This is a genomic window from Enterobacter sp. CPE_E1241 (assembly GCF_045618265.1).
GTDB classification, from domain to species: domain Bacteria; phylum Pseudomonadota; class Gammaproteobacteria; order Enterobacterales; family Enterobacteriaceae; genus Enterobacter; species Enterobacter adelaidei.
In genome coordinates, this window is record NZ_JBIWYV010000001.1 from 3,092,072 (window position 1) to 3,112,099 (window position 20,028).

At 52.6% G+C, this 20,028-nt stretch carries 17 protein-coding genes and 2 tRNA genes; 8 read left to right on the forward strand and 11 right to left on the reverse strand.

Going from position 1 to position 20,028, the window contains the following annotated elements:
- Positions 1–184 precede the first annotated feature (184 nt).
- Genes ACJ9Y9_RS15240 through ACJ9Y9_RS15250 form a run of 3 tightly spaced genes read left to right on the forward strand, consistent with a single transcriptional unit; the run spans position 185 to position 5,291 of the window.
- Positions 185–1,267 carry an efflux RND transporter periplasmic adaptor subunit gene (locus tag ACJ9Y9_RS15240; protein ID WP_028019629.1) on the forward strand — a complete coding sequence of 361 codons (1,083 nt, stop codon included), beginning with the start codon at positions 185–187 and terminating at the stop codon, positions 1,265–1,267.
- Entirely contained in the window at positions 1,267–4,329 is a 3,063-nt protein-coding gene (locus ACJ9Y9_RS15245) for an efflux RND transporter permease subunit (protein ID WP_028019630.1), read from the forward strand. The genes ACJ9Y9_RS15240 and ACJ9Y9_RS15245 overlap by 1 nt, the downstream gene beginning before the upstream one ends.
- Entirely contained in the window at positions 4,326–5,291 is a 966-nt protein-coding gene (locus ACJ9Y9_RS15250) for an acyltransferase (protein WP_032667039.1), read from the forward strand. Before ACJ9Y9_RS15245 ends, ACJ9Y9_RS15250 begins: the two co-directional genes overlap by 4 nt.
- Here the strand turns inward: ACJ9Y9_RS15250 and pagP are convergent.
- Positions 5,288–5,863 (reverse strand): lipid IV(A) palmitoyltransferase PagP, encoded by a 576-nt coding sequence (gene pagP / locus ACJ9Y9_RS15255; protein ID WP_028019632.1) that lies wholly within the window; start codon positions 5,861–5,863, stop codon positions 5,288–5,290. The genes ACJ9Y9_RS15250 and pagP overlap by 4 nt on opposite strands.
- A gap of 256 nt (positions 5,864–6,119) precedes the next feature.
- Between pagP and shiA the strand changes: the two genes are divergently transcribed.
- The 3 genes from shiA to ACJ9Y9_RS15270 all read left to right on the forward strand — a co-directional run bounded on the left by shiA (position 6,120) and on the right by ACJ9Y9_RS15270 (position 10,749).
- Positions 6,120–7,436 (forward strand): shikimate transporter, encoded by a 1,317-nt coding sequence (shiA, locus tag ACJ9Y9_RS15260; RefSeq protein WP_028019633.1) that lies wholly within the window; start codon positions 6,120–6,122, stop codon positions 7,434–7,436.
- Between the two features lie 73 nt (positions 7,437–7,509).
- The gene (locus ACJ9Y9_RS15265) at positions 7,510–8,964 is read left to right on the forward strand and encodes an AMP nucleosidase (protein WP_028019634.1); all 1,455 of its coding nucleotides are present in this window, start codon (positions 7,510–7,512) and stop codon (positions 8,962–8,964) included.
- 18 nt (positions 8,965–8,982) lie between these two features.
- Complete coding sequence (locus ACJ9Y9_RS15270) at positions 8,983–10,749, forward strand: aminopeptidase P family protein (protein ID WP_028019635.1); 1,767 nt, start codon at positions 8,983–8,985, stop codon at positions 10,747–10,749.
- Positions 10,750–10,891: 142 nt separating this feature from the next.
- On the opposite strand, the gene ACJ9Y9_RS15275 is transcribed toward ACJ9Y9_RS15270, so the two are convergent.
- Together ACJ9Y9_RS15275 and emmdR are read right to left on the reverse strand one after the other, a co-directional pair.
- Positions 10,892–10,967, reverse strand: a tRNA-Asn gene (locus ACJ9Y9_RS15275).
- 103 nt (positions 10,968–11,070) lie between these two features.
- Positions 11,071–12,525: a multidrug efflux MATE transporter EmmdR gene (emmdR, locus tag ACJ9Y9_RS15280; RefSeq protein WP_129325239.1), complete on the reverse strand. Its 1,455-nt coding sequence runs from the start codon at positions 12,523–12,525 to the stop codon at positions 11,071–11,073.
- A gap of 161 nt (positions 12,526–12,686) precedes the next feature.
- Here emmdR and ACJ9Y9_RS15285 point away from each other — a divergent pair.
- Both ACJ9Y9_RS15285 and ACJ9Y9_RS15290 read left to right on the forward strand, forming a co-directional pair.
- Positions 12,687–12,762 (forward strand) — tRNA-Asn (locus ACJ9Y9_RS15285).
- Positions 12,763–12,817: 55 nt separating this feature from the next.
- Positions 12,818–13,153 (forward strand): gamma-glutamylcyclotransferase family protein, encoded by a 336-nt coding sequence (locus ACJ9Y9_RS15290; protein WP_028019637.1) that lies wholly within the window; start codon positions 12,818–12,820, stop codon positions 13,151–13,153.
- Positions 13,154–13,200: 47 nt separating this feature from the next.
- Here the strand turns inward: ACJ9Y9_RS15290 and ACJ9Y9_RS15295 are convergent, their stop codons facing one another.
- The 8 genes from ACJ9Y9_RS15295 to ACJ9Y9_RS15330 all read right to left on the reverse strand — a co-directional run bounded on the left by ACJ9Y9_RS15295 (position 13,201) and on the right by ACJ9Y9_RS15330 (position 20,011).
- Complete coding sequence (locus ACJ9Y9_RS15295; RefSeq protein WP_008499467.1) at positions 13,201–13,536, reverse strand: DUF496 family protein; 336 nt, start codon at positions 13,534–13,536, stop codon at positions 13,201–13,203.
- Between the two features lie 158 nt (positions 13,537–13,694).
- Entirely contained in the window at positions 13,695–14,753 is a 1,059-nt protein-coding gene (locus ACJ9Y9_RS15300) for an FUSC family protein (protein WP_028019638.1), read from the reverse strand.
- Between the two features lie 92 nt (positions 14,754–14,845).
- The gene (gene sbmC, locus ACJ9Y9_RS15305) at positions 14,846–15,319 is read right to left on the reverse strand and encodes a DNA gyrase inhibitor SbmC (protein WP_028019639.1); all 474 of its coding nucleotides are present in this window, start codon (positions 15,317–15,319) and stop codon (positions 14,846–14,848) included.
- 119 nt (positions 15,320–15,438) lie between these two features.
- Positions 15,439–16,605, reverse strand: coding sequence for a serine-type D-Ala-D-Ala carboxypeptidase DacD (dacD, locus tag ACJ9Y9_RS15310; RefSeq protein ID WP_028019640.1), 1,167 nt, complete (start codon positions 16,603–16,605; stop codon positions 15,439–15,441).
- 342 nt (positions 16,606–16,947) lie between these two features.
- Positions 16,948–17,337, reverse strand: a complete 390-nt coding sequence (locus ACJ9Y9_RS15315) for a S24 family peptidase (RefSeq protein WP_028019641.1) — start codon at positions 17,335–17,337, stop codon at positions 16,948–16,950.
- Positions 17,338–17,459: 122 nt separating this feature from the next.
- Positions 17,460–18,407, reverse strand: coding sequence for an acyltransferase family protein (locus ACJ9Y9_RS15320; RefSeq protein ID WP_407226236.1), 948 nt, complete (start codon positions 18,405–18,407; stop codon positions 17,460–17,462).
- A complete protein-coding gene (locus ACJ9Y9_RS15325) occupies positions 18,370–18,639 on the reverse strand; it encodes an acyltransferase family protein (protein WP_407226184.1) in 270 nt (89 codons plus the stop codon). The genes ACJ9Y9_RS15320 and ACJ9Y9_RS15325 overlap by 38 nt, the downstream gene beginning before the upstream one ends.
- Before the next feature lie 49 nt (positions 18,640–18,688).
- Positions 18,689–20,011 (reverse strand): tail fiber domain-containing protein, encoded by a 1,323-nt coding sequence (locus ACJ9Y9_RS15330; protein ID WP_152546608.1) that lies wholly within the window; start codon positions 20,009–20,011, stop codon positions 18,689–18,691.
- Between the last annotated feature and the right edge of the window lie 17 nt (positions 20,012–20,028).

The window sequence follows — 20,028 nt, forward strand, 5'->3', positions numbered from 1 at the left end:
CGCATGGAGGAATGAATGTACGGTTTAAGCCTTTTCCGTCTTGGTTTGTTTATTGCACTTGCCATTATTGCCAGCACGGCAATTGGGCTATTCACCTATATGGTTGTCACTGTTCTGGCAGAATAGTGTCACCCCCTGCCCTTGCTACGGAAGAAATAAAACAATTATTTATTAGGGGAATACAGTGAACCGCTACCTCATTTTACCGTTCGTTATCCTAACGCTCACGGCGTGCGACCCGAAACCCGAGCAAGCCGCACCCCTGCCGCGAATGGTTAAAGTGGCGGAGGTAACTATCCCCGCTCACGCCCAGCAGCGTGTTTTTCCCGCACGTATTGAATCGGGTGATGCAACAGACCTCTCCTTCAAGCGAGGAGGTCAAATCGAGGCGCTCGATATACGTCAGGGTGCAGCCATTAAGCAAGGGCAGCAGCTCGCCAGGCTGAACGCCCGTGAAACCCAGCAGCGGGTAAACGACAGACAAACCGCAGCGACACTCGCCCAGCGGCAGTTCGAACGCTTCCAGACGCTGGCGGGACGCCAGGCTGTCTCGAAAGCAGAAATGGACGTACAGCGCGCGAACCGCGATTCGGCGAATGCAGCGCTGCAAATAGCCCGTGAAGAGCTTAATCAGATGACGCTCGTCGCCCCCTTCAGCGGGACGGCGGCCAGCGTACACGTTCGAAACCATCAGGTGGTGTCTGCCGGTCAACCGATTGCAACCCTGACCCGCACCGACCTGTTGGACGTGGTGTTTAGTATTCCTGAGAACCTGTTCAACACCTTTGATATCCGTAACGCGCAGTATCGCCCCGTGGTGAGAATTAACGCCATTCCGGATCGTGAATTTACCGCCGTCTACAAAGAACACTCGGGCAGCAGCGACAGCAATACGCTGACCTGGCAGGTGATTTTAACCATGCCCCGCCCGGACGATTTTCCCGTCGTGGGAGGTGTAAGCGGTACGGTTACCATCAATCTAACCAACCTTCCGGCTGGCGCAGGCGCTCAGGCGCTGGTTGTGCCGGTTGAGGCGGTCTTTAACCCGGACAACAGCCCGCGCAATGAACCTCACGTCTGGGTTGTGGCCGGGGAAGGCGACACGCTCCACCTGGAAGATCGCAAGGTCAGCGTGGGGCAAGTGACCACAGAGGGCGTGGTAATTACCAGCGGCCTTAAGGCAGGCGAACGCGTGGTGGCCGCTGGCGTAGGAGAGCTCCATGCTAACCAGCCGGTTCGCATCTGGACGCGTGAACGGGGACTGTAATGGATATCTCTCGTCAATTCATCAATAACCCCATTCGTGTCTGGCTGACGATCCTGCTGCTGGGCGTCGGGGGCATTTTCGCCCTGTTGAATATCGGCAGGCTGGAAGATCCCGCGTTTACGATCAAAACTGCCGTGGTCATCACCCACTATCCCGGCGCCTCTGCTCAGCAGGTTGAAGAGGAGGTTACGCTGCCGCTGGAGAATGCCCTCCAGCAGCTGCCTTATCTGGACAATGTCAGCTCCATCTCTTCAAACGGCCTGTCGCAGATCACCGTGAACATTGCCTCACGCTATCATTCGAACGAACTGCCGCAGATCTGGGACGAACTGCGCCGCCGCGTGGGCGATGCCTCACGCCAGTTCCCGCCCGGCGTCGTCACGCCCTTCGTGAATGACGATTTCGGCGACGTGTTCGGCTTTTTCTTCGCAATTTCCGGAGACGAATTCAGCAACCCGGAGCTGGTGCGTTACGCTGAGCAGCTGCGTCGCGAATTAATTCTGGTCCCCGGCGTCGCGAAGGTCGCAATTGGTGGGGCCATTAGCCAGCAGGTCAATATTGATATTTCCCTGACCAAAATGGCCTCGCGCGGTATTACGCTTAGCCAGCTTTCCGCCCTGCTGAGTCGCCTTAATGTGGTGTCCAGCGCCGGGGAGATTACCTCCGGCGCGGAGTCGATCCGCCTGCATCCGACCGGTGAGTTCGAAAATCTTGACGAGCTGGCGGACCTGATTATTACGCCGTCCGGTACCGGGGCAGCGACGCGTCTGCGGGATATCGCCACGCTGTCGCGCGGGCTGAACGAGTCACCTGCCAGTATCTATCATGCCAACGGCAGAAAAGCCGTTACCATGGGCGTCTCGTTTATCCCTGGCGTGAATGTGATTGACGTGGGTCACGCCCTGGAAGCAAAGCTAAAACAGATGTCGGCGGAAAAGCCGGCGGGAATACACATAAATCTGTTTTACGATCAGGCCGCCGAAGTGGGCCACTCGGTTAACGGTTTTATCATTAACTTCCTGATGGCGCTGGCGATTGTCATCGGCGTGCTATTGATCTTTATGGGCGTGCGCAGCGGGATTATCATCGCCTTTTCCCTCGCACTCAACGTGCTCGGCACGCTGCTGATCATGTATCTGTGGGGCATTGAACTGCAGCGCATCTCGCTTGGCGCGCTGATTATCGCCCTCAGTATGCTGGTGGATAACGCCATCGTGATTGTTGAAGGAGTGCTGATTACGAGGCAGCAGGGCTCCTCGCTGTTGACCGCCATTAACTACATCATCCGTCGCTCCGCCCTGCCGCTGCTGGGGGCGACGGTGATCGCCATCCTGGCGTTTGCGCCTATCGGGCTGTCGCAGGATTCAACCGGGGAATACTGTAAATCCCTGTTCCAGGTACTGCTGATTTCCCTGATGCTGAGCTGGTTCTCGGCGCTCACCATCACGCCGGTGCTGATTAAGTGGTGGTTGTTTAAAAACGACAGCGCGCCGGACAACGCCGACGAGTCAGATCCTTACGACAAACGTCTGTACCGCCTCTACCAGCGCCTGCTTAACACGCTGCTGCACTATAAGGCACCGACGCTGGTAGTGATGGCCGCCCTGCTGGCCGCGTCTGTCTGGGGGTTTGGCGCGGTGCGGCAAAACTTTTTCCCGTCGTCCAATACGCCGATTTTCTTTGTCGACCTCTGGTTACCCTACGGCACCGATATCAAATGGACCGAGAAAATGACCAGCGATATTGAGAAAACCATTAACGGCCAGCCTGGCGTAGAAACCACCGTTTCAACCATTGGCCAGGGCAGTATGCGGTTTATTTTGACCTACAGCGGACAGCGGCAGTACAGCAACTACGCGCAGATCATGGTGCGCATGGATGACCAGCGCAACATCTCCGCACTGACGCGCTACGTCGACGAGTACATCGCCCGGAACTACCCGCAGGTCAACGCCAGCACCAAACGCGTGATGTTTGGCCCTTCCGGCGACAGCGCCATAGAGGTGCGCATCAAGGGCCCCGATCCTGACAGACTACGTCTGATTGCCAGCCAGGTGGATGACATTCTGGCACGCGATCCGGCCACAGGTAGCGTCAGAAACGACTGGCAAAACCGCAGCAAGGTGATCCGTCCTCAATATGTCGCCGCGCTGGGACGCGAACTTGGCGTGGATAAACAGGACGTCGACAACGCGCTGGAGATGAATTTCTCCGGCAGTCGTGCGGGGCTGTATCGCGAAGGGAGCGATCTGCTTCCCGTCGTGGTGCGCCCGCCGGAAAGCGAACGGCTGGACGCCAATCACCTGAACAACGTGCTGGTCTGGAGCCAGACCCGACAGCAGTATATCCCGCTGAGTAACGTCGTCAGCCGCTTTTCGCTGGAGTGGGAAGATCCGCTTATTCTGCGACGCGACCGCTCGCGGGTGCTGACGGTTCAGACCGATCCCGACCCGCTTAGCCAGCAAACGTCAGGCGACATTCTCGCCCGGGTGAAACCACACATTGACGCCCTTGCCCTGCCCCATGGCTACAGCATCGAGTGGGGAGGCGATGCTGAAAACTCCAGCGAAGCACAGCAGGGGCTCTTCACCACGCTGCCAATCGGGTTCCTGGTGATGTTTGTCATTACGGTTCTGATGTTCAGCTCGGTGAAAAACGCCGTGGCCATCTGGCTGACCGTGCCGCTGGCGCTGATTGGCGTCACGCCGGGATTCCTGGTAACCGGAATTCCGTTCGGCTTTATGGCGCTGATTGGACTGCTGAGCCTGAGCGGGATGCTGATCCGTAACGGCATTGTGCTGGTGGAAGAGATCGAGCAGCAGAAAGCGCATAAAGAACAGCACGAGGCGATCGTTTACGCCGCCACCTCGCGCCTGCGCCCTATCTTGCTCACCGCGTTCACCACCGTTCTGGGGCTGGCGCCGCTGCTGCTGGATGTTTTCTTCCAGAGCATGGCCGTTGTGATTATGTTCGGACTTGGGTTTGCGACAATCCTGACGCTGCTGGTACTTCCCGTGATTTATGCGTGCTTCCATCGTAAGGACAAAGCGGAACAACAATGAATGCGACAGGCCTGAACATTATCAAGACGCTGGGCTGTATGACGGCGGTCACCTTCTTCACCATCTACAATACCTGGGATCATTATGATTATGACTATCACTGGATCCTGGGGTTTTTAACCTTTATCTCGACCATCGCCACGCCGCTGTTTTTTGTGGTCGCGGGCTATCTCGACGGCCAGTCCCGGCACGGCACCCGCTGGCAGTTGAGCAAGATTAAAAGCCTGGTGATTGTCTTTCTGTTCTGGATAACGATCTACTACCTGTGGGAACCGTATCAGCGCGGATATTTAATCCAGCCGTGGTTCGTGTTTGCGTTTGTCGTGATTTACACTTTCCACCCGGCGGTGGAGTGGCTCAGCCAGCGGCGCGCGCTGTTTTGCGGCGTGATTGCCTGCCTGCTGATCTTCTCCTACGGGTATGATTTGCTTTCAGCGCTCTATCCGGACGTCCACGTCTTTTCCCTTTCGCCACAGTACCGCCTGTGGACGTGGTTACTGTTTTACCTGACGGGGCAGCTTTTCTGCGATCCCAGCATCGCCGAGTGGATAAGCCGCAGGAATGTGGTCAGGGCCGCGGTTATCGCCATCCCGTTTATTTATCTCTTCACCTGGTTTTACGAGCGCCACTTCTTTTTTGCCCTGTTCAAGGCTGACAGAAACGCCTTTATTCTCACCGGCTCGCAAATCTACATTCTGATCATTGCGCTGGTGATCGCGGCGAACGGCGTACGCTTTCGCCGCAATGCAGAATTCAAAGAGTCCATTCTGGCCGCCATCAGTAAAACGATGACCGGCGTATACATTGTGCACTACTCGGTATTTCACCTGTTGACGGCGCTTTTCCCGGTGACGTCTCTCGGTATGAAGCTGACCCTGATCGTGCTCACTTTCGTCACCTCGGTTCTGTTCTCCATGCTGGTGCTTTCAAATGCCGTAGCAAAAAAAGTGATCACCCTTTAAAAACCCAAGCGCAACCAGGCAAAGAGCACGTTACCGTTGTTATAGGTCCCGGGAATATAGGTGAACTGGACGGTAACGCGCTTATAGCCAGCAGAGAACAGCGGGAAGATAAACGGCAGGGGCACATAGTTCGCAAAATCATCGCGCGCCGTAATCCCCGCAGCGGCACCAAGCCCAAGCCGGAAGTCTTTGGCATTATCCAGATACCAGCCCTTCTCCCAGCCATAGCCCATCGCGGGCTGCCATTCGTTGTGCGAGTCTTTGAACATCATTGCGAAAAGCGCGCTCCAGTTGCCCTCTTCGTTGTAGCGGGAGACGCCCAGCCCGCCGCCCCACGGCATTTCATTGTATTTGTCCGTTTTTTCTTTGTCGTACATAAAGCGCGCGTGCCAGCTCAGAAACGGCAGGTAGAGATCGTAGCGTTGAGGCTGCTCCCAGGTTTGCGAAATATCATCCGTCAGCGCATTCCACCAGCCGCCCAGACGCTGTTCGCCATAGACTTTGGGTTCAGCATGGAGCGGTGCCATGAATAAAGACAGGACAATCCAGAATGTCAGAAAAGTGCGTTGCATCGTTAATCCCTCAGCTTCCGTCACGCAGCGGTCTCTATAACTGTAAACCATTGAGTGCGAACCAGAGCCAAACAGCCTGATTTATGTTGTAGCAGGTGTCGATGAAATTTATTTATTCTGCACCTTCCGGAAAGATAAAAACGTTTTCTCCAGCGTTCTGTCGCGGTAGTCTCATAGGTTCCGTTTATATGACGGCTGCTATGTGAGTGACCTTTTCTTATACCAATAATTAAAAATCAGTACAGACAGGACTACTATGGACTCCACCCTCATCTCCGATCGCCCCAACGAGGAGACCCCTTCGCTGAACCGCGCCCGCCGTGCCGCTTTGGGTAGCTTCGCTGGCGCCGTCGTCGACTGGTATGATTTTCTGCTCTACGGCATCACCGCCGCACTGGTGTTTAACCGTGAATTCTTCCCGCAGATTAGCCCCGCGATGGGCACGCTCGCGGCGTTTGCCACCTTCGGTGTCGGTTTTCTGTTTCGACCGTTAGGCGGTGTGATTTTCGGCCATTTTGGTGACCGTCTCGGGCGCAAGCGCATGTTAATGCTTACCGTCTGGATGATGGGGCTCGCCACCGCGCTGATTGGCATTCTCCCCTCGTTTACCACTATTGGCTGGTGGGCACCGGTGCTGCTGGTGACGCTACGCGCTATTCAGGGATTTGCCGTGGGTGGCGAATGGGGTGGCGCGGCGCTGCTATCCGTTGAGAGTGCGCCGAAAAATAAGAAAGCGTTTTACAGCAGCGGTGTGCAGGTCGGGTATGGCGTGGGTCTGCTGCTTTCTACCGGGCTGGTATCCTTAATCAGTCAGCTCACCACCGACGAACAGTTCCTGAGCTGGGGCTGGCGCATTCCGTTTATCTTCAGCATCGTACTGGTGATTGCTGCCCTGTGGATCCGTAATGGAATGGAAGAGTCCGCTGAATTCGAACAGCAGCAGCGCGAAAAAACCGCCGTCAAAACGCGGTTGCCAGTGATGGAAGCCCTGGCTCAGCATCCTGGCGCTTTTCTGAAAATCATCGCCCTGCGCCTGTGTGAATTGCTGACGATGTATATCGTCACCGCATTTGCACTGAATTACTCGACGCAGAACCTCGGACTGCCGCGTGAATTGTTCCTGAATATCGGTCTGGTGGTTGGTGGGATCAGCTGCCTGACGATCCCCTGCTTCGCCTGGCTGGCAGACCGGTTTGGTCGCCGTCGCGTCTACATCACCGGGGCGCTGATCGGCACCCTCAGCGCCTGGCCATTCTTTATGGCGCTGGAAGCGCAGTCGATCTTCTGGATTGTCTTCTTTGCCATCATGCTCGCGAACATCGCTCACGATATGGTGGTCTGTGTCCAGCAGCCGATGTTTACCGAGCTGTTTGGCGCCAGCTACCGCTACAGTGGTGCAGGCGTGGGATATCAGGTGGCAAGCGTGGTCGGTGGCGGGTTTACGCCGTTTATTGCCGCCGCGCTGGTGACCTTCTCCGGCGGGAACTGGCACAGCGTGGCGATTTATCTGCTGGCCGGTTGCCTGCTGTCCGCCGCCACAGCCCTGTTTATGAAAGAGACGAGCCACCGCTGATCTCACTTTTGTTTCACAGGCGTGTGACATACTATCGGGTAGAGTCGCACACCTGTGGAACAAGGAGACAGAGATGAATAATAAGGGCTCCAGCCTGACCCCGGCTCAGGCGCTGGAAAAACTCGACGCACTGTATGAACAGTCCGTCAACGCGCTGCGCAGCGCCATCAGCGAATACATCGAAACAGGGAAACTTCCCGATGAAAAGGCCAGAACCGAGGGCCTTTTTGTTTATCCATCGCTCTCTGTGACCTGGGACGGTAGCGCCAGTAATACCCCGAAAACCCGCGCCTACGCCCGTTTTACCCACTCCGGCTGCTATAGCACCACCGTCACCCGCCCTGCACTGTTCCGCCCCTATCTTGAAGAGCAACTCACGCTGCTGTATCAGGATTACGGCGCGCATATCGCCGTTGAGCCATCGCAACATGAAATCCCCTATCCTTATGTCATTGACGGTTCAGCGTTAACCCTTGACCGCTCCATGAGCGCGGGTCTGACCCGCCATTTTCCGACGACAGAGCTTTCCCAGATTGGCGATGAGACGGCTGACGGCATCTTCCATCCGGCGGAGTACGCTCCTCTGTCGCACTTTGATGCTCGCCGCGTCGACTTCTCCCTGGCGCGCCTGCGCCACTACACGGGTACGCCCGCTGAACATTTCCAGCCATTTGTGCTGTTTACCAACTACACCCGCTATGTCGACGAGTTTGTGCGCTGGGGCTGCAGCCAGATCCTCGACCCGGAGAGTCCTTACATCGCGCTCTCCTGCGCGGGTGGGATCTGGATCACCGCAGAAACCGAAGCCCCCGAGCAGGCCATCTCCGACCTGGCGTGGAAAAAACACCAGATGCCCGCCTGGCACCTGATCACCGCCGACGGGCTGGGGATCACGTTGATTAACATCGGCGTTGGCCCGTCTAATGCCAAAACCATCTGCGATCATCTTGCGGTATTGCGTCCTGACGTCTGGCTGATGATTGGACACTGCGGCGGGCTGCGTGAAAGCCAGCTGATTGGCGACTACGTGCTGGCTCACGCCTATCTGCGTGATGACCATGTACTTGATGCCGTTCTTCCGCCAGATATCCCTATTCCAAGCATCGCCGAAGTACAGCGCGCGCTGTATGACGCTACCAAAGAGGTCAGCGGCATGCCGGGTGAAGAGGTTAAACAGCGCCTGCGCACCGGTACGGTCGTCACGACGGATGACCGCAACTGGGAGCTGCGTTACTCCGCCTCTGCGCTGCGCTTCAACCTCAGCCGCGCGGTGGCGATTGATATGGAGAGCGCCACCATTGCCGCACAAGGGTATCGCTTCCGCGTCCCTTACGGCACGCTGCTGTGCGTTTCTGATAAACCGCTGCATGGTGAAATTAAGCTGCCCGGCCAGGCCAACCGTTTTTATGAAGGGGCAATATCCGAACATCTGCAAATTGGTATTCGTGCCATTGATTTGCTGAGAGCCGAAGGTGACAAGCTTCATTCCCGCAAGCTACGTACCTTCAACGAGCCGCCATTCCGCTAATAACAATAAGGAAAAAAAATGTACTCTACATCACCGTTAGCAGCCCTGCGTCAGTGGCTACAGGAAAACAATCTCGACGGGATGATCGTCCCGCGCGCGGATGCCTGGCAGAGCGAATACTGCGCGCCTTACGACGAAAAGCTGGCCTGGCTGACAGGTTTTGACGGCTCTGCTGGTCTGGCCCTGGTACTGAAAAACAAAGCGTTGCTGTTCGTTGATGGCCGCTATCAGGTTCAGGCCCGCGTTCAGGTGAATACGGATGAGGTTGAGATCCATCATCTGCACAACGAGCCGCTGGCAGAATGGTTATCCGCAAACGTTGAGGCGGGTACACGTATCGGCTTTGAAGCGCTGCTGATGACCAATACGGAGTTTGAGCAACTCTCTGCTACACCGTGCAAGCTGGTCCCTCTGAGTGCCTCTCCGTTCGACGTGCTCTGGACCGATCGCCCTGCGGCTCCGGCGGGGCTTATCCGTGAAATGCCGATCGAGATGAGTGGCGAAAGCAGTGCCGACAAGCGTCAGCGCATCGCCGCAGTGCTGGCTGCAAACAACGCCGATTATCTGGCCGTTACCCTGCCGGACAACATCGCCTGGTTGTTAAACGTGCGCGGTTCGGATATCCCATACAGCCCGGTTCCCCTCTCCTTTGCCCTTCTGGGCCGGGACGGGAACGTTGAGTGGTTTGTTGACAACACTAAGCTCAGCGCCCTTCCGGACGCAGTGCGCAATGCTTTCACCATTGCACCTCAGGACGCCTTTATCGCGCGCTGTCAGCAGAATGCCGAAGGCAAACGGGTGATGATGGATGCCGGTTCCGCGCCGGTAGCCCTGCGCTTTGCCATTGAGCCACAGGGGGAAATTGTCTGGCAAACCGATCCCATTACCCTGATGAAGGCCACCAAAAACCCGGTAGAACTGGCAGGTTATCGCGAATGCCATCACCAGGACGGTGCCGCATGGGTGAACTTCCTGGCGTGGCTGAGCCGTGAGGTGCCGCAGCGTGAGGCTGCGGGACAACCCCTGACCGAGCTGGAGGTTCAGGCGCAGCAGCTTGCGTTCCGCAAGCAGCAGCCTGGTTTTATTGAACAAAGCTTTGCGACTATCTCCGCCTCATCCAGCAATGCGGCGATGTGCCACTATCATTCGAGCGAAGCCAGCAACAAGCCCATCGGGCATGACCATTTTTACCTGAATGATTCCGGCGGTCAGTATGTTAACGGCACCACCGATGCCACGCGCACGCTGGCATGGGGTAAGGTCGCCCCGCAGCAGCGCCTGCACTACACTGCCGTGCTGAGAGGCTTCCTGTCGCTTATTACCCTGCAGTTCCCTTCCGGGACTCAGGGGCATCAGCTGGATGCGTTTGCGCGTCGCCCGCTATGGGAGATGGGGCTGGATTACGATCACGGTACGGGGCACGGCGTGGGGCATCAGTTGCTGATCCACGAGAACCCGCATCGTATCGCCAAAAAGGTCAACCCGTGGCCGCTGGTTGCGGGCAATATCATGACTATCGAACCAGGCTACTATCTCGGCGATAGCCACGGTATTCGTATTGAGAACCAGGTAGAGATTGTTGAAAGCCGCCCAGGATTCTGCAAATTCTCTTCGCTGACGCTCATCCCTATCGACTTAAGCCAGGTTGAGTTGCATCTGTTGAGCGAGCAGGAAAAACAGTGGCTGGATGAGTATCACCAGCAGGTCCGCGAGACCCTCTCACCACTGGTGGAAAGCGATGCACGCCCGTGGCTGGTTGAGGCAACGGCACCGATTCGCGTGTAATTTCGTGCGGCCTGGTGCCCTCACCCCATCCCTCTCCCACGGGAGAGGGAGCAAACACTAAAAACGGCAACAAGGTTGCCGTTTTGCGTTTACCTTGCGCAGAAAAGCAAAAAGCCTGCTTTAAAAGCAGGCTTTTTAAATTTGGCTCCTCTGACTGGACTCGAACCAGTGACATACGGATTAACAGTCCGCCGTTCTACCGACTGAACTACAGAGGAATCGTGTGAACGGGGCGCATATTATCGAGGCTCCCCAGGGATGTCAAAGGCAGAATGCATATTTCTGATTGTTTGCCGATTTATTCTCCATTTCGCGCATTTATCAGGCATTCTTCCGTGGATATTTCCACAACCAGCGCCCACTCACCATACGCCAGTAAAACAATGCCCCGCGCACGGCCCAGTCAAGGAACATCCCCAACCAGACGCCAACCACTCCCCATCCGAGCATCACCCCCAGCGTATAACCCGCGACAACGCGGCAACCCCACATGCCGAGCATCGACACCCACATGGCAAAACGGGCATCGCGCGCCCCTTTCAGCCCGGCGGGCAGTACCCATGAAGCCGCCCAGATGGGCATAAAGGCCGCGTTGAGCCAGATAAGGATCTTAACAACCTCTTTTACATCGTCTTCGTGGGTATAGAATGAGGCCATCAGCCCGGCAAAAGGCGCGCTCCCCCAGGCAATCAACGTTAACCCAATAGTCGACAACCAGAATACGTGTCGCAGCTGTCGTTCCGCCTGCCCTATCTGCCCTTTACCGAGTCGTTTACCGGTAATGATGGTCGATGCCGAACCCAGCGCATTACCAGGCAGGTTAATCAAGGAAGCGATGGAAAAGGCGATAAAGTTACCGGCAATCACGTCGGTCCCCATCCCGGCAACAAACATCTGCGTGAGCAGCTTACCTCCGTTGAACAATACCGATTCAATACTGGCGGGAATACCAATCCCCATGACTTCCCAGATAATGGCGAAATTAAAGGGGCGGAAATAGCTTTTAAGCGTAAGCCGCAGAGAGGGGGTAATCCCCGTCATCAGCACACCGAGGATGGCCGCCGCACCGATATAGCGTGAAATGGTTAACCCCAGCCCGGCACCGACGAATCCCAGCCCATCCCACGAGAACACACCGTAGATCAGTACGCTACTGATGATGATATTCAGGATGTTCATCCCACCGTTAATCAGTAACGGAATTTTGGTGTTGCCTGCCCCGCGCAGCGCGCCGCTGCCAATCAGCGCAATGGCTGCCGCCGGATAGCTTAAGACCGTCATTTCCAGATAGGTCAGCGCCAGGTCCTTAACCTCGGCCGTCGCTTCACCCGCGACAAAGTCGATAATCTCTTTACCGAAATAGTGGATCACTGCCGCGAGGATGACTGAAAAGATGGTCATGATCATCAGCGACTGGCGTGCCGCCTCACGGGCGCGTTTGGGATCAAGCTTACCCAGGCTAAACGCAACCACCACCGTCGTCCCGAGATCTATCGCGGCGAAGAATGACATCACCACCATATTAAAGCTATCCGCCAGCCCGACCCCTGCCATCGCTTCTTTTCCCAGCCAGCTTACCAGGAAGGTACTCAGTACACCCATTAGCAGAACGCAGGTATTTTCCAGAAAGATAGGTACCGCAAGAGGGGTGATTTCACGCCAGAACAGAACACGATAACTTTTACGTTTTGCGTACCATGGTGTGCGCGTTATCACCTGGCGCAGGGGAGCAGTGACGTTCAAAATGGACCTTAGCGAGAAAAGTTGAAACTCCATTTCAAATAATGAGGGAGAAATGCTAATCCTGCAAAGTATTTTCCAGAAAAAGATGTTTGGATTTACAACAAACTGACGACAGAACCAGCAATCGATCGATTTTCCCTAAGATCAGGTTTGACAAAACTTTTTTCGCCGCTAAGATAAGCCTCCACAACGATTCCTCTGTAGTTCAGTCGGTAGAACGGCGGACTGTTAATCCGTATGTCACTGGTTCGAGTCCAGTCAGAGGAGCCAAATTTAAAAAGCCTGCTTTTAAAGCAGGCTTTTTGCTTTGTTGGTGAGGGAAAATATGAACGCTTTGTTTGTCTACGGCACGCTGCGCCCGGGCCACTCTAACGCACATATCCTTGAAAACATTGGCGGCGAATGGCAGGCCGGTTTCGTAACCGGCACGTTCTATGAACGTGGCTGGGGAGCGGCGGCAGATTTTCCGGGGATTGTCCTCCACCCTGATGGCCCCCGCGTCGAAGGTTATCTGTTTATTTCCGATAACCTTGCCGCACACTGGCAAATGCTGGATGAATTTGAAGACGGTTATGATCGGGTTGAGGTCATGGTGACCACACCTGACGAGCAACAGGTTAAGGCCTGGATCTACCAGCTACAACCGCGCTCTGAGTCATAAAAAAAGGCTCTCTGTCACCAGAGAGCCTTTTTCACAATTCACTGCGATTACTCGCTTTTTGCTTCGCCGTTCTTGATTTCACCCATCACTTTCAGCTTCTTAGAGATGTCACGACGTTCTTTAGACAGCTCAGCATTTTTGATGATGTAATCATCAACACGGTCTTCGTAGTCGCTTTTCATGCTGGCAATGATGCCCTGAATAGCTTCAACGCTCATGCCTGGCTTAATGTAGTCGCTCAGGTTGTCGAGCAGCAGAACACGTTTCTGGTTGTCACGGATCTTCTTCTCAACGTCCTGGATTTCACGCTGCAGTTTGTTTTTGCGGCGGAACAGGCGGACGAATTCCAGAACATCCTGGAACGAAGGCTTGGTAGTTTCCATTTTTACACCCCTGATAATGTGAGATTCGGATTCGTTAAAGCAACCGTTGTAACATTAACCTTACTGACAGCGGCCGCGAATGACAATGAGTATATCGTTTAAAGCTATCATAACCCCAATTGCTGCTGAATCGAAGCAGCAGGCGTCACATCCGCGTTTTATTTGCGCAGTGCGCGGCAAATCAGGTGTGATAACAGCTCAAGCTGTCGCGCCAGTTCCATGCTTAGCCAGACATAGCCATGAATAGGTGTTTCGGCCACGTTATCGCTCTGGCGTTCGTTGATTAACTGCTTCAGCTCAGCGACGATCTCATTCAGACGCTCGCTGTTCGCCAGTATAGGCTGCGGATTACCTTCGTAGAGCGCATGGGCGATGGTCAGCAGAGTTTGCTGCGTCATCCGCTGGGTCTCCTTGAGGGTCTGTGCGTTAAGCATCAACAGATGGCTCGGGCGAGAAGCCCAGTGCGCGTTAATTTGCAGTTCGAGCATGCAGACCAGATTGCGGCTTACCGTCTGGATAGCTTCGAAAATCGCTTTCTGAATATGGGTTTCTTTGCTGGCCGGGGTAATCAGACCGCGCATTTTGACTACATCGTTAAGGATGGCTTGCAGATGCTTTTCCAGCCGGGGGCGCTCAACCAGATTAGGGGAAAAACCGGCCTGATAGACGCGGTTAAACGCGGTGACGTAGTTGGCCATCTGAATACGCCAGTGCAGAAAAGCACGCTGCGGCCAGATACCGGTAAAGAGCATGGCCAGCAGTGACCCCAGGATAACATCCCCGCTTCGCCACAGCGCCGTGGTCATATCCCCGGCAGGGGCACCGACAACCACCGCGAGAGTAATCCCGATCAGCAGCGCCTGATACGGTCTTTTGCCCAAAGCCAGCCAGCCGCACAGGAACATGGCGGCACCGCACCATGCCAGCATGACCGGAAACGAAATAAGCTCCAGCTTCAGGGCGATAAGCCCGAGAGCCGAGCCTAAAACGGTCCCACCAATTCGCTCAAAGGCGCGAGGAACAACGTTTCCCCAAAACGAGATGGGCCCCATCACCACTACCAGCGTGATCAGCGGCCACGTTCCTTCCGGAACATCCAGCAAGCGGACAAGGACAAACGTCAACACGAACGCCAGCGCGATGCGACACCCATGCACCACTCGGTAATGTTTGTACAACCGAATTTCAAAAGGGGTTAATGATTTGTCGGGACGCACACCCGCTCTCCAGCTACACGGCAAACCACAATTGTACTGTGTTTTCAGCCGGGCGGATCACACCCGACTGAAAAACCCTTCATTTAGCAGGCTTAAACCGTTTTATGCTCAACGGCGATAAACATTTCGATATCCCAGTAGCCGTCTGCGTTGCCATCATTAAGATAGCGCTCGAAACAGGGTTTAGGGGCAATCTGGTATTTATTGTCCTGTAGAAGGGAGTTGAAGAATTGATACCACGGGGTCGCAAAGTCGTAGTTTTCCACGCGCGCCATCGCCACGGCATAATCACCGGCCACGATTTCCGTCATCATGACGCCTTCGCTGTTTTCCGGAATAACGAAATCGTCCGGTACCGTCACAGCCGTATCACAGCGCAGTTTTTCTGCCGGAACTTCATCCGGGTTATCGTAATAAACTGCAACCCACTCAAGCGGCTGAATGTGGCGACCGTCCACCCACATCACCAGCTGTTCAAAGCCCTGTTTTACCGTTTGTTCCCACGGTCCAACCAAATGAAAACCGGCAATCTTACGTTTCTCTTGCTGCTTAATGCTGTAGTCCATGCTGCCTCCACTCATTACTGTATATTTATACACTATAAAGCAGATTTTAACTGTTCAGCAAACGAAGAGTGTTTATTATGTGAGCAGACTCGCAACCCTGCCAGTCTGCTCATCTGCAGTTAGAGCGTGTGGTGCAGATAATCGCTCAGGCGTGAGAACAGGCCGCCTTTATCAACGGCTTCCAGCGTCACCAGCGGCCAGTGTGCAACCACTTTGTCACGGTCATAGAGCTGAATCTCCCCAACCCGCTGATGCGCAGCAATCGGTGCTTCCAGCTCTTTTTTATCCAGCACATATTTGGCTTTGATGTTCGGGACTTCCGCTTTTGGCAGCGCCAGCCAGAAGTCCTGGTCGGTACCCAGTTTCACCTGCTCCTTATCGCCGTACCAGATACGCTCTGTACCTACTTTTTTACCGTTTTGCAGGATCTGCACCGTATCGAAATTCTGCTGCCCCCAGTGCAGCAGTTTACGGGCCTGGTCCTCACGCCCTTTCGGACTGTCGGCCCCCATCACCACCGCGATTAAACGGCGCTGACCATCAACTGCGGAAGCAATCAGATTAAAACCTGCGCCCGAGGTGTGCCCCGTTTTAAGCCCATCAACGTTCATGGTTTTATCCCACAACAGGCCGTTACGGTTTTGCTGGGTGATCCCGTTCCAGGTGAGGCTCTTTTCACTGTACATATGGTAAAAATCAGGTTCGCCATGAATGATGGCCCGGGAGAGGACGGCCAGGTCATAAGCGGAACTGTGCTGTCCTGGCGCATCCAGCCCATGAACGGTTTCGAAATGGGTATCGCGCAGGTTCAGCTTTTGCACATAGTCGTTCATCATCTTCACAAACTGCGGCTGCCCGCCCGCCACGTGATCGGCCAGCGCCACGCAGGCATCGTTACCGGAATCCACAATCAGACCACGGCTCAGGTCGCGCACGGTGACGCGATCGCCCTCTTTCAGAAACATCAGCGACGAACCGTCAAAAACCGGGTTGCCTTTTGCCCAGGCATCGCGCCCGACGGTCACAACGTCATCGGGGGAAATACGATGGCTATCAATGGCCCGATCAACCACATACCCCGTCATCAGCTTGGTCAGGCTTGCCGGATTACGTTGTTGATGTTCGTTGCCCGCCGTTAAGATTTGACCAGTCGTGTAATCCATCAGCACCCAGGAGCCAGCCTGAATAGCAGGAGGCTGCGGCGAAAAATCCAGTGGTTCGGCCGCAAAAGCAGATGAGACACTCGAAGCGAGTAAAGAAACAGCAATAAACAGACGGCGTTTCAACGGTATATCCTCAGGTCATTAAAAATCGCTGACCTTTTTACGGGAGTTCTGATGTCGTTACCTGGCTTAATTGCAAAAAAATGTGACAGGACGCAGATTTTTCTCTGAAGCTGACGCGCAAATTTGCGCGGCTGCGGCGCTTTTTATTCGGTCTGACCCGCACGATCGTTTACCATAGTGACGTCATTTTTTAACAGGATGGTATTACTGGTGTCTGACTCTGCCGCTCGCCCGACTTTTTTATTTTACGATTACGCGCAACAACGCTGAGAGCAGCAACCAAAAAGGATAAGGTGATGTGCTGATTTTGTTTGGTACGCAATTTGGTACACAACGCATTTTTCACATCACCGGGCAGTCATCGAACTCGCCAGAGCGAGCATCATTGATGCTGTAGGTGATCACCCCAAACACCGGCCGCGAAGTATCCGACAAATCGTCCTTCAAAGGTAACGGCTCCCTCCTTCCATTTTCAGGGTTTTCCAGACAAGGATGCGGTAGCGTCCTGTAGCGCATGATCCTGAACTCACCATCAACAGCGCAGACGAGCAGAGAACCGTCTTTCGGTGTCAGCGATGAATCGACGATGAGCATGGCGCCCTTCATGATCCCCGCACGCAGGTATGTCGTACCGGATATAATCATGTACGTTGCGGAAGGGTGAGCGATTAGACCCTTGTCGAGTGATATGCGTTCTTCAACATAGTCTGCTGCTGGCGACGGAAAACCCATGATGCACCTCCGATAGATACTGTATTAATATGCAGTATTATAGTTCACCGGTGTTTATCAATACTCAGAAAGAAAAAAGCCCACCTAAGTGGGCTATATCATTAATTTATTATGATTTTATTTTAAATGGAAACTTCCTCTGAGTTCGTTTCTTTTCCTGCTGCGTATCTGACAAGTATTCTTTTGCCGTAGTTTATACATGGTAATTCTATATATACGTGCATCAGGAACGCCGTTACCATTGAAACACTACACAGCATGACCACAAGAGACATTCCATTTATATATTGTAAAAAATCTATACGAGTATATAGATACAGATATGCTGCTAGTATAATAGCATGGCACATGTACAATGAATATGAAATATCCCCTAAAAAAGATAGCGCTTTGTTTTTATGAATATCATTCGTTCTTTCATAAAAAAGAAGTGACGTTATTACCACAAAAGATAGCACGCCAAAACCAAACAACCCATGCCCATATGGAACTTTAGAGAAAAACATAACAAAGCACATAGATAAAGCGAACAACAAGCATATGATTGATATTTTCTTGATATGTTGCGATATTGTTTCAATCTGTCTTGATTTAATATATAATTCACCGATAATCATGCCAACAACGAATTCAAACATCATTGGCGAGGTGAAAACATTTATATATCCAAAAAGCGTACTATGCTCTAGTAAACCAGCAGAAACAGAACCACTCATGCTTAATTCACCTCGAGAATAATACTGTACTAAAGATACAATAGAGATTATGAATACCGAAGCGATAATAGTCCTGTACCTATGACTGATGCTTATCGATAATCCAAACATAATATAGAATGCTATTTCATAAGTAATCGTCCAAGCAGGGTATAATAAATTATACCCAAAATAAGGCGCCTCTTCAGACCAATTTAAATTGAAGGGGATTATTGAAACAAACAATTTAATCAACCCTTCATCTGTTGAATATTTCATCATCTCGGTAATTACCAAATAATACAACACGCAAGAAATGATGAGTAATGGATATATTCTAAAAGCCCTTCTTACAAAAAAAGAATAAGATATTATTAATTTCTTTCTTTTTTGTTGAGTATACTATTATAAAACCACTTATAAGAAAAAACAAATCCACCCCAGCAAGTCCACCACCAAATAATAAATCACCCAAATCCTTTTGGGTGTATACATTATTTAACTTATCCCTAAAATGGAAGAGAACAACCAGTAAAGCGGCTATGCCTCTCAAATAATGAATTGATAATATCATATTTACTACACCAAGATGAATATTGACGTTCATGATACAGGAAAGTAGATGTAACGCAATATTCTATGACCTAAGGTTCTTTTCAAAGTGCAGAAATTATGAATGCAATCAATTCATCGTATCTGATCCCATATCGATTGCCTGATTTCCTGGCTGGGGTAAGAACAACCCCAAGTTCATCAACCACTTCCGCTTCTGCATCCCATTCATCATAGCAAACCATACCGTAGTCGAAGGCATCAAGGCCATTAACTCTAAATGCTTCAATGACTTCTTGTGCAACAACGCCAAAATGAATCCTTGCACCATTGCCTTTAGCATCAACCGAATCGGTAAATCTGTAGGCCTTGATCATGGTTTTTAACGACCTTGCAGTGGAAAGTTCCGCTTCACTAAGGCTTCTCTCATCACACTTAAGCCTACCGGCTGACGTCTGAATTGTTCCATTAGCGGCATACACTGCAGTCCATCTGTTTGATGGTAGACCTATGCCTATTGAGTTGTCAGTTGTTGGGTAGAGCCCTGAGGTATTTCCAAGCTCCATCTTCACATTACGTTCGGTGGCGAAAAGCATTTTTTTTGAAACGAAATCATTGCGCACCCTGCCAGTAGGTGCTGTTGCTAATGGATCCTCACTTAGGGGTTGAAAATCAAGGTTTGCACCCGCACTTGCATCTCCTCTAATCCTAACTGTTCCCTCGTTATTTCTTCCTCCAAGATCTACACCACCACCATTTTGCCTTATTACTTCCTGATAATTACCTCCTGATGTTAGGCTTCCAACGCCTTTAAGTTGAGGCGAGATTGAAGATGGGATTGTTGGAGAGACGTAAATTCTACCTGGTCCTCCGTTACAGTAGTTGTTTGCGTCGAGTCCCTCGAATACGGACGTTGGATTATTTCCAAGAAGACCAGTGTGAAGATAATTGTAAGTGGATGGAGCGGATGAGTTTGAGATATTATTGTTAAATCTTGTACATCCATCTCCCTGGACAACAATATCAAATACCCGAGGTAATAATGTTGTTCCGGTTTTGCAGTTGTCTCTAGCGTTACAGTTAGTTACTGAGTTTGATGTTCCATAGACACTCATGCCATGAGTACCATTTTCATCAGAATGACAACAGTCGTAGTTCATTGAAGAACCGTTTGACGTAAAGCCAGTATGCCTATTATTAAAGCTATTGCATCCACTTATTACCGTTCCGCAGTAAATATATTGAGGCGAAGTTAGATTCTGGACAGAAAGGTCGTGCCCGTCATAATAGTTAAGGTTGGTGGTAACACCATTTACTCTGCCTCTTGTATTAATACAGTCCGTCGTCTCACTAGGTCCGGGAACGCCATCGTACTGTGCTGTTTTTATTCCACTCTCACCATTATGATCTGAAGCTAACGAGCTCATTTCATAGTAGTCGTTAC